9 protein-coding genes are annotated in these 9,834 nt (G+C 72.4%); 6 read left to right on the forward strand and 3 right to left on the reverse strand.

Features of this window, described 5'->3' with window-relative positions; translation table 11 throughout:
- Positions 1 to 80: 80 nt before the first annotated feature.
- Entirely contained in the window at positions 81 to 752 is a 672-nt protein-coding gene (locus ETD85_RS09145; protein WP_138689183.1) for a hypothetical protein, read from the reverse strand.
- Positions 753 to 884: 132 nt separating this feature from the next.
- On the opposite strand from ETD85_RS09145, the gene ETD85_RS09150 reads away from it, so the two are divergent.
- Entirely contained in the window at positions 885 to 1,829 is a 945-nt protein-coding gene (locus ETD85_RS09150) for an acyl-CoA dehydrogenase family protein (protein WP_138689184.1), read from the forward strand.
- Here ETD85_RS09150 and ETD85_RS09155 read toward each other — a convergent pair.
- The gene (locus ETD85_RS09155; protein ID WP_240779047.1) at positions 1,826 to 2,305 is read right to left on the reverse strand and encodes a hypothetical protein; all 480 of its coding nucleotides are present in this window, start codon (positions 2,303 to 2,305) and stop codon (positions 1,826 to 1,828) included. The genes ETD85_RS09150 and ETD85_RS09155 overlap by 4 nt on opposite strands.
- 102 nt (positions 2,306 to 2,407) lie before the next feature.
- Here ETD85_RS09155 and ETD85_RS09160 point away from each other — a divergent pair, with 102 nt between their 5' ends.
- From ETD85_RS09160 to ETD85_RS09180, 5 genes are all read left to right on the forward strand, one after another.
- Positions 2,408 to 3,475: an LLM class flavin-dependent oxidoreductase gene (locus ETD85_RS09160; RefSeq protein ID WP_138689186.1), complete on the forward strand. Its 1,068-nt coding sequence runs from the start codon at positions 2,408 to 2,410 to the stop codon at positions 3,473 to 3,475.
- A 34-nt stretch (positions 3,476 to 3,509) separates the two neighbouring features.
- Entirely contained in the window at positions 3,510 to 4,574 is a 1,065-nt protein-coding gene (locus ETD85_RS09165) for a phenylacetate--CoA ligase family protein (RefSeq protein ID WP_138689187.1), read from the forward strand.
- Positions 4,575 to 4,597: 23 nt separating this feature from the next.
- Complete coding sequence (locus ETD85_RS09170) at positions 4,598 to 6,139, forward strand: AMP-binding protein (protein WP_170246581.1); 1,542 nt, start codon at positions 4,598 to 4,600, stop codon at positions 6,137 to 6,139.
- A gap of 190 nt (positions 6,140 to 6,329) precedes the next feature.
- A complete protein-coding gene (locus ETD85_RS09175) occupies positions 6,330 to 7,631 on the forward strand; it encodes an FAD-dependent oxidoreductase (protein ID WP_240779048.1) in 1,302 nt (433 codons plus the stop codon).
- A complete protein-coding gene (locus tag ETD85_RS09180; RefSeq protein ID WP_138689188.1) occupies positions 7,615 to 8,775 on the forward strand; it encodes a DUF6986 family protein in 1,161 nt (386 codons plus the stop codon). The genes ETD85_RS09175 and ETD85_RS09180 overlap by 17 nt, the downstream gene beginning before the upstream one ends.
- 12 nt (positions 8,776 to 8,787) lie before the next feature.
- On the opposite strand, the gene ETD85_RS09185 is transcribed toward ETD85_RS09180, so the two are convergent.
- Positions 8,788 to 9,468 carry a copper homeostasis protein CutC gene (locus ETD85_RS09185; protein WP_138689189.1) on the reverse strand — a complete coding sequence of 227 codons (681 nt, stop codon included), beginning with the start codon at positions 9,466 to 9,468 and terminating at the stop codon, positions 8,788 to 8,790.
- Positions 9,469 to 9,834: the final 366 nt, after the last annotated feature.

Below are 9,834 nucleotides of genomic sequence, written 5' to 3' on the forward strand. Positions count from 1 at the left end.
CAGGCTATCGACTCGGAGCGGCCCCGCGCTCGGGCTTATCCTCCAGGCGCGCGTGCCCCGGCGCGCCGGAGCGGGCCGGCTCAGACCGCGAGCGGGATCCAGCCGGCCACGAAGGCCGCCATGCAGATCGTGAACAGGCCGGCGAACACCGCCGACAGGGCCAGCGCGCGCACCCGCCCGCGCGCGTTCCTGCGCAGCACGAACACCAGCGCGACCGAGACCAGGCCGACCGCGAGCGCGGGGCCCGGCCAGAACTCCTGCTCGCTGTCGATGAACCCGGGGGTCGCCCGGTCCACCACGTCGGCGATGAGGACGGCCCCGACCGCGCCCGCGGCGAGGTCGCCCCAGACGTCGCCCCTGCGGGTGACATAGGCCAGCAGGCCGAGGCCGACGAGGAGGGCGAGCGTCCAGTTGAGCCCGGCGGCGCTGCCGCCGATGGTGTCGAAGGATTCGTAGCCGCGCAGCGCGCTCGCGCCCATGGCCGCGACCAGCGTGGACACCGCCGCCAGGAACGTCGTCAGCAGCGCCCACCCGAATCCCGACGCGGTGGCGCCCACGGTCAGCGACAGGGCGAGATAGGCGTAGGGGTCGTAGATCAGCCCGGCCCATCCCGGGCCCGCTCCGGAGATGAGCATGCCGACGAGGCCGACGACCAAACCTCCGAGGAAGGCCGCCAGCAGATGGCGTTCGATGCCGCGCTGGCGCCGGTCGTATTCGGCGAAGTCGGCGTAATCGATCGTGGTGTTGTTCATCTCCCTATTCCTGGTCAACCCGCCCCCGGCACTTTCTCTGGATGACCACCTTCAGATTATGTATTCATCCCCAAAAGGCAAATTTCGGTCATCCGCTACCAAAACAAGCAATCGCTTGGTTAGCATGTCCGCATGGCACTCGCCGATGAGCTCCGCACCGTCGTCCGGGCGTATCTCGCCGACCGCCCCGAGGCGTCGTGGCAGGAGTTCGCGCGGGACGTGGGGATCGCCGGGCTGCTCGTGCCCGAGGAGCACGGCGGGGCGGGATGCGGTCCCGCCGAGACGGCGGCCGTGGCGGAGGAGCTGGGGCGGGCGCTGTCACCGCATCCGTTCCTGCAGTCGGCGGTGCTGGCGGTCGAGGCGGTCAAGGCGAGCGCGGCCCCGGAGCTCCTGGCCGAGCTGGCCGAGGGGGCGCGGACGGCGACCGTGGTCCTGCCCGGCGACGGCGACCTGCGCCTGGACGGAGAGCTGCTCACGGGCGTCGTCCCGTATGCGCCGGCGGGCGAGCTGGTGCTCCTCTACGTCGGCGGGCTGCTGGTGGAGGCCGTGCCCGCGCGGCGCGAGGCGTACAGGACCGTGGACGAGAGCCGGCCGCTGCAGCGGCTCGCCTTCCAGGACACCCCGGTACGGCGGCTCGGCGACGGCGGCTCGTGGACCCGCGTACGCGACCTCGGGATCGCCGCCCTGGCCGCCGAGCAGGTGGGCGGGGCGCAGTGGTGCCTGGACGCGGCGGTCGAGCACGCCAAGCGGCGGCGGCAGTTCGGGCGGCCGATCGGCTCGTTCCAGGCGATCAAGCACAAGCTGGCCGACCTGCTCCTCCTCGTGGAGTCAGCAAGGTCGGCAGCCGGGGCGGCGGCGCGCGACGAGATGTTCGCGGCGATCGCCGGGTCGTACTGCACGGAGGCCTACCTGACGGCGGCGGGGGAGAACATCCAGATCCACGGCGGGATCGGGATCACCTGGGAGCATCCCGCGCACCGCTATCTGAAGCGGGCCACCTCGGACGCGCAGCTCTTCTGCCCGCCGCAGGCCCATCGCGCCCGCCTCGCGGCCCGCGTGCTCGGCGACGACTCCTAGCCGCCGAGCAGCTCTTCCCAGGGATGGCGGGTGTTGGTGCGGCGCGTCGTGTCGAGGGCCTCGGCCAGGCGCCAGAAGCCCGGCCTGGCGCGTACGGTGGCCCGCCCCATCGGGTCGATCGCCCGCAGCTCGAACCGCACGCCCATCACGTCGAGCACGGCCGAGCCCGCGCTCCCCGGACCGGCCGCGGCGACGAGCGCGCCGTCGAACTCGGGGTCGCGCACCTGCTCGGCGAGCAACGCGGCGACCTCGGACGCGTAAGGGCCGTCGCGCCACTCGATGTGCCAGCTGTGGTCGGAGCCGCGCCACCAGGTCAGATCACGGCACGACTCGATGAAGTCGGCCTCGGTAGCGAGCGCGGCCATCACCCGGCCGAACGCCTCGTATCGGCGGGCACTCGTGAGCGAGAGGTCGTCGTCGCCGGCGCCGGGAAGCGCACCGTCCTTCGGCCGCCGCAGCGCGTACTTTCGCTTCACGAGCACCCACTCTGATCGCGTCCGCGCCCTTCCCGCAAGTCTTTGCTGCTGATACGCTCTACCAAGCGAGCGCTTGGTTCACTATATTTCGCCGGAGGCGCGATGACGTCCCTACGGATCAGCCTGGGGTATGAGCTGGAGGTCCGCGGTCGCACCCGCGAAGTCGAGCAGCAGGCGTTCCAGAACGTGATCGAGCAGGTCGTCCTGGGCGACCGGCTGGGCTTCGACACCGCCTGGTTCGTGGAGCACCACTTCACCAGGGGCTTCTCCCACTCCTCCGCCCCCGACCTGGTCCTCGCGGCCATCTCGCAGCGCACCGAGCGCATCCACCTGGGGCTCGGCGTGGTGCTGCTGCCGTTCCAGTCCCCGATCCGCACGGCCGAGCGCGTCGCCACCCTGGACGTGCTGAGCGGCGGGCGGGTGGAGTTCGGGACCGGGCGCGGGGCCTCGCCGCTGGAGTACCAGGCGTTCCAGAAGCCGTTCGAGAAGTCGCGGCAGATCTGGGAGGACTCGCTGGAGGCCACGCTGGCCATCTGGCGGGCCGACGGCGAGCCCATCAGCAGGTCGAACGAGTTCTTCGAGATCCCCGACGTGGCCGTCTATCCGCGTCCGGCCCAGGAGCCCCATCCGCCGGTGTGGGTGGCCTCCACCTCGCTGGAGGGTTACCTGGCGGCCGCGCGGCACGGGTACAACCTGCTCGGCATGACGATGCTCAAGGGCATCGACGATGTCGCCGCCGACGTCACGAAATATCGGGAATGTCTGGCGGAGAACGGCTTCGACCCCGACAGCCGGCGGGTCGCCCTGATGATCCCCTGGTTCGCCGCCCCCACGCGCGAAGAGGCCAACGCCTCGGCCGCCGACGCGGTGCTCTGGTACATCCGCCGCCAGGTCAACCTGGTCACCCCGCCCGACTACTACGACGCCCGCCACGCCACCCACCGCGTGCTCGGACAGCTCGCCGCCGGGCTCCCGCCGGACGAGGCCATGGCCACGCTGCGGGAGCACCTGATGGTGGTGGTGGACGACGTGGAGGGCTCGCGCAAGGCCCTGTCCAGGATCGCCGAGGCCGGCGCCACGGACCTCATCATCCAGGCCCAGGTCGGCGGGCTGGCGCATGAGCGGGTGTGCGACTCGATGACCCTCTTCATGACCGAGGTGATGCGTTGATGTCCGCTCTCCCCCCGATAGAGGTGACGCGCCGATGGCTCGCTGGCTGACCCGGGACGATCTCGGCGCCGCCGCGCACTCGGCCACCGGGCTCCTGCTGGTCTCCCCCGACGTGTCGAGCGTCTTCCCGATGGGCCCCGGCGACCGTACGGCCGCGTCGGAGCTGACCGCGGCGGCGCTGCGGGAGTCGGGGGTCGGCGGGCGCGACCGCGTCGTGGTGGCCCTCGCCGAGCCGGCCGGCGCCCTGTGGACGGACGCGGCGACCGGGGTGGCGCAGGCAGCCGCCTGCGTGGGCCCGCGCGGCCGGATGCGCCTGCACCACGCGCTGTCCGCGCTGTCGGCCACCACGCTGGTCAGCACGCCGACCGGGGCGATGGACTTCCTGGCCCGCCTGCACCTGGAGTTCCTGCTGGACCCCCTGGACCTGGGGCTCCGGAACATCGTCCTGACCGGCGAGATCGCCTCGAAACGGACGCTGGGGCACCTGGCGGGCGAGTTCGGGGCCAGGGTGACGGAGGTGTACGCCAGCCCGTTCGGCGGCGGCGCCCTGGCCTGGCGCGCGGCGGAGGATGACCCGCTCGCCCCGCTCGCGGACGGCCTGCTCGGGCTCGCCGCGCTGACCAAGGACGACGCCGCGGCCCCGGAAGCCGGGCTCGCCGAGCTGGTGATCACCCCGCACGCGCATTCGGCGCTCGGCGACGCGGTGCTCAGGACCGGGCAGGTGGCGAGGACCGGCGACACCCCCGGGATACCGGCGCCCGGCCACACCGTGGGCGATCACGTGCTGGTCAGAGGGGTCTGGCTGGCGCTGCCCCGCATCGAGAAGGCGCTGTCGAAGATCGACGGGGTGGCGGGCTGGGAGCTGTCGATCAGCCGGCAGGGGACGCTGGACGCGGCGGTGCTCACGGTGCGCTTCAGCCGGCCGAGCCTGGTCGGCAACCCCATGTGGAAGTCGCGGATCGAGCAGTCCGTACGAGCGCTGACCCCCGTGGCCATCGCCGTGGACATCGCCAAGGACGTCTCCGAGACCGCCGCGCCCGGCACCGTGAACGACGCGCGCGGCCACCACCTGGGCCGGGATCGCGCTCTCCTCACCTAGAGCTCCTAGAGATCGGGGCGATCATGACAGCACCGATGCCGGACTGGGGGACGCTCCCCCGCATGCTGCGCGACCAGGCCGAGCACCACCCCGGTGCGGTCGTGGTCGCCGAGGGCGGCACCCGGGTGACGCTGTCCGGGCTGAGAGACGCGGCGGCCGAGATCGCCCGCGGCCTTGTCGCCCTGGGCGTCGCCCCCGGCGACCGGGTGGCGATGTGGGGGGTGAACTCGGCGCACTGGGTGCTGCACGCGTTCGGGATCTGGGACGCGGGCGCGGTCATCGTGCCGCTCTCGTCCCGGTTCAAGGGGATCGAGGCGGCCCAGCTGATCGAGAAGACGGGCGCGCAGGTGCTGATCGCCGGCGCGGGCCCGTCGGGGTCCCCGCTGGCCGGCCTCCTGCCGCCCGTTCCCTGCCTGCGCCACACCGTGCTGCCGGAGACCTCGTTAGCGGCCCTGGGCGCGGAGGTGCCCGCGCGGGAGGCCGAGGACCGCGCGCTCGCCGTCCGCCCCGAGGACCTGTGCGAGATCATGTCCACGTCGGGCACCACGGGCGTGCCCAAGGGCGTCATGCTCGACCACGCCCAGGTCCTGCGCGGCTACTGGGACTGGTCCGAGATCGTCGCCCTGGACGAGCGCGACCGCTATCCGGTGATCGCGCCGTTCAGCCACGGGTTCGGGCTGAACGCCGGGCTCATCGCCTGCGTGCTGCGCCAGGCCACGATGCTGCCGATCCCGGTCTTCACGCCGGACGCCCTGATGGAGCTGATCTCCTCGGAGCGGATCACGGTGCTGGCGGGGCCGCCCACGCTCTTCCACCGGCTGCTGGACGAGCTGGAGCGCGGCTCCTGGGACGTCTCGTCGCTGCGCGTGGCCATCTGCGGGGCCGCCGCCGTGCCCGCCACGCTGATCACCCGGCTGGTCGAGCGGGTCGGCCTGGAGCGGATGATCAACGCGTACGGGCTGATGGAGGGCACGGTGGTGTCCATGACCCGGGCCGGGGACCCCATCGGCGTGATCGCGAACACCACCGGCAGGACCGTCCCCGGCATCGAGGTCAAGGTGGTGGACGACGACGGCAAGGAGGTGGCGGCCGGCGAGCGCGGCGAGATCCTGCAGCGCGGCTACGGCGTGATGCGCGGTTACTGGGACGAGCCCGGCCGGACGGCCGAGGCGGTCGACGCGGACGGCTGGCTGCACACCGGCGACGTCGGCGTGCTGGACGAGTCCGGAAATCTGGCGATCGTGGACCGCAAGAAGGAGCTCTTCATCGTCAACGGCTTCAACGTCTCCCCCGCCGAGGTCGAGTCGCTGCTGCTGCGCGAGGGATCGCTGGCGCAGGCCGCGGTGATCGGCGTCCCCGACCCGGGGACGGGCGAGACGGGCCTGGCGTACGTGGTGCCGCGGCCGGGCGTGCGCGTCGACCCGGCGAGCCTGACGGCGTGGGCGAAGGACAACATGTCCAACTACAAGGTCCCCACGCGGATCGTCGTGGTCGACTCCCTCCCCGCGAACGTCAACGGCAAGATCGACAAACGCGCTCTCCGTGAGCGGGCGATCTCCGGGTAGTGCCCCGGTAGTGCCGAGGTGTTGTTCCGCTCATGCGCGGGGTCGAGGGGCTACGTTGGCAACAGCCCCGATCGAGCGGTATTCGGCGGGGACGGGTTCATCCGTACCGGCGGCCGGGGATACTTCGATCACACTGGCCGGTTACATCTATGGGACGCGTGTCCGGGGTAGCCGAGGCTTAGGAGGCAGCGTGACGTTGCACGTGGCGGTCATCGGGTCGGGCCCTGCCGGGATCTACACGGCCGAGGCACTGGTCAAGCAGTCGGCGGAGCCTGTCCAGGTCGATGTGCTCGAACGCCTGCCCACCCCGTACGGGCTGGTCAGATACGGTGTCGCGCCCGATCACACGTCGATCAAGTCCATCGCGAACTATCTGCGCAAGGTCCTTGAGCTGCCCCAGGTCCGCTTCCTCGGCGGCGTCACGCTCGGCCCGCACGTGTCGGTGGATGACCTGCTGGGCGCCTACGACGCCGTGGTCTACTGCACGGGCGCGATGGTCGACAGGCGGCTCGGCATCCCCGGCGAGGACCTGCCCGGCAGCGTGGCGGCGACCGACTTCGTCAACTGGTACTGCGGCCATCCCGACGTCGATCCCGGCCGGTTCACGCTCGACAGCCCGGAGATCGCGGTGATCGGGGTCGGGAACGTGGCGGTGGACGTCGTACGCGTGCTGGCCAAGACCTCCGAGGAGCTGAAGGCCACCGACGTGCCCCACGACGTGCTCGAACGCCTTGAGGAGAGCCAGGTGAAGGCCATCCACATGGTCGGCCGCCGCGGCCCTGAGCACGCCAAGTTCACCCTCAAGGAGCTGCGCGAGCTCGGCGAGCTGGCCAACGCCGACGTCTGCGTCCGCCCGGAGGAGTCCGTCGTCCTGGGCATCGACTTCCCGCGCCAGGTCCAGGGCAACATCAAGATCCTGCAGTCGTGGGCCGCCCGCGAGCCGGTCGGCCGGCCGCGCCGCCTCGACGTCCGCTTCTGGATGCGGCCCGTCGAGATCCTCGGCACCGAGCGGGTCGAAGGGCTCAAGCTCGAACGCACCCGCCTGTCGGAGGAGGGCCGCGTGGTCGGCACCGGCGAGTTCGAGACGCTGCCGGTCGGGATGGTGCTGCGCTCCGTCGGCTACCAGAGCGTCCCGCTGCCCGGGGTGCCGTTCTCCGAGTCGACCATGACCGTCCCGAACGAGGCGGGGCGCGTGCGGGAGCGCGAATACGTGGCCGGCTGGCTCAAGCGCGGGCCGACCGGGGTGATCGGCACCAACAAGTCCGACGCGGCGGAAACCGTCCGCACGCTGCTCTCCGACCTGGAAGGCGGCGAACGCGTCGGCGACGGCGGCATCGACGGGCTGCTGGCCGCGCGTGAGGTGCGGCCGGTGACGTACGAGGAGTGGCTGGCCATCGAGGCCGCGGAGAGCGAGCTGGCCAAGTCGCTCAACCGGGGCGAGCGGGTCAAGCTCGTCGGCCTGGAAGCCATGCTCCGTGCCTGCCGTTCCTAGCGGTCACGGGCTGCCCGGGTTCGAGGAGACCTACCGGGCGCAGCAGGCGCGCTATCCCGCGGCCGAGCCGGGCTGGCAACCGGTCCACACCGTCTACGTGCCCGCCGACCGGTTCTCCGCCCGTACGGTCTCCGAGTGGGGCGGCCAGGCGTTGTCCCTGTTCAAAGCGCACCTGGCCGGGCCCGGCGAGCTGGCCGAGGTCTTCGGCACTCCTGACGGGACGGCGGCGGCCGTGCACGAGAAGGTGCTGCGGAAGCTGTCCACCGAGCCGATCGAGGACCTGCGGATCGACTTCGAGGACGGCTACGGCGTACGCGCCGACGCGGTCGAGGACGCGCACGTCGCCCAGGCCGCCGAGGCGGTGGCGGCCCTGCACGGAGAGGGCGCGCTGCCACGGCGGTGGGGGCCGCGGGTGAAGTCGTTCGCGGACGGGGACCCGGGCCGGGTGGTGCGGACCCTGGAGCTGTTCGTCACGGGAGTGGCCGAGCGGGCCGGCGGGCTGCCCTCCGGGTTCACGGTCACCTTCCCGAAGGTGCTGATGGAGGCTTACCTCGGGCAGTTCGCGGGCGTGCTGGAGCGCCTGGAGCCGCGGCTCGGGGCCCGGCTGCGGTTCGAGATGCAGGTGGAGGCGCCGCAGACGCTGCCGTTCCTGCGCGGTGATCTCGCGGAGTCGCTGGGCGGGCGGCTGGCGGCGGCGCACTTCGGCGTGTTCGACTACACCGCCGCGCTCGGGCTGCCGCCGCACGAGCAGCGGCTCGACCATCCGGCCTGCGACCACGCCAGGCACGTGATGCAGACGGCGTTCGCGGGCACGGGGGTTGAGCTGTCCGACGGGTCACTGGCCGCCGCGCCCGCGTCGGAGCGGGCGCAGGACGTGCACGCGTTGTGGCGGCGGCACGCGGAGCTGGTCGGACACTCGCTGCGGCACGGCTTCTACCAGGGGTGGGACATGCATCCGTCGCACCTAGTGAGCAGGTACGCCACCGTCTACGCCTTCCACCTGGCCCGTTACGACTCCTACCGGGACCGGGTGCGCGCGTGGGAGGAGCAGCGCGAGGCCGGGGGCGGGGTCATGGACGAGCCCGCCACGATCCGCACGCTCGCCGCCGCGCTCCGCCGCGCCGACGCCGCCCTGCCCCGCTGACCCCTTGGGCTGTCAGTCGCGCTCGACCAGGGACCGCCACTGGCGGACCAGCCGCCACTCGACCGGGTCCGACCAGCTCGCCCGCACGGCGGATCCGACGTGGAAGGCGCGGATGCCGTAGTCGAGCAGGGAGGGCACGTGCGCCGGCTTGAGCCCGCCGCCGGCCAGGACGATCGAGCCGTCACCCGCCTCCGCGCGCGTCTTCAGCGTCGGCAGGCCCGCTCCCACCCCCTTGGGGGAGCCCGAGGTGAGCACGGTGGCGAGGTTGGGCAGCAGGCGCACGGCCCGCCAGGACGCCTGGACGTCGGCCGCGTGATCGACGGCCCGGTGGAAGGTCCACGGGAGCGGGGAGACGGCGTGGATGAGCGCCTCGGTGGCCACGAGATCGACCGCGCCCGCGTCGTCGAGGAACCCGAACACGAACCCCGCCGCCCCGGCCTGCGCCAGCGCCTTCGCATCGCGCCTCAGCCGGTCCAGGACGTCGGGGTCGGCGGCGAAATTGGCCTCGCAGCGGAGCATCACCATCTGGGGGAGGGGGCATTCCGCGGCGATCGCGGCGACCGTCTCCGGGGAGGGGGTGAGCCCGTCTGCCGCCATGTCGGCGACGACCTCCAGCCGGTCGGCACCGCCCTGTTCAGCGGCAACGGCGTCGCGCACGTTGAGCGCGATCACCTCGAGCAGGGATCCGGTCATGGAGGAGAGGTTATAGGGTGCTCTGCACCATTCTGGCGCGGATGACAGGAAAAGATCCCCGCTCAGGCGCGCCGCACGAGCCGCGCCGGCGGCGGCGGGTCCAGGGCTCGCGGGGACTCCCGCGGGGTCGGCACCGGCCATCTGAGCGCCGGACGGCCCACAGTCCGGGCCCGCTCTTCCCGGCGTCCGGCGCATCCTCCCGCTCCAGGTGATCGTCGCAGGCAACGGGCGCCGTCCCGTCCCGCCGACGCTCGCCGCCGCGTCCTCGTGCCGGATGATCGCGTGGAGACGGGGTCCCTTCCGGCCGCCGCCTCGCCCCTTCACGGGGCACACGGGCGTACGGGGCTGGGGGCTGTCGCTTCTACC

The organism is Nonomuraea zeae, from assembly GCF_005889725.1.
In the GTDB taxonomy this organism is placed as follows: domain Bacteria; phylum Actinomycetota; class Actinomycetes; order Streptosporangiales; family Streptosporangiaceae; genus Nonomuraea; species Nonomuraea zeae.

Excerpts from the sequence above, each read along its gene's own strand:
- ETD85_RS09145 (WP_138689183.1), bottom strand. The coding sequence starts at position 752 with ATGAACAACACCACGATCGATTACGCCGACTTCGCCGAATACGACCGG.
- ETD85_RS09150 (WP_138689184.1), top strand. The coding sequence starts at position 885 with ATGGCACTCGCCGATGAGCTCCGCACCGTCGTCCGGGCGTATCTCGCC.
- ETD85_RS09160 (WP_138689186.1), top strand. The coding sequence starts at position 2,408 with ATGACGTCCCTACGGATCAGCCTGGGGTATGAGCTGGAGGTCCGCGGT.
- ETD85_RS09165 (WP_138689187.1), top strand. The coding sequence starts at position 3,510 with ATGGCTCGCTGGCTGACCCGGGACGATCTCGGCGCCGCCGCGCACTCG.
- ETD85_RS09170 (WP_170246581.1), top strand. The coding sequence starts at position 4,598 with ATGACAGCACCGATGCCGGACTGGGGGACGCTCCCCCGCATGCTGCGC.
- ETD85_RS09185 (WP_138689189.1), bottom strand. The coding sequence starts at position 9,468 with ATGACCGGATCCCTGCTCGAGGTGATCGCGCTCAACGTGCGCGACGCC.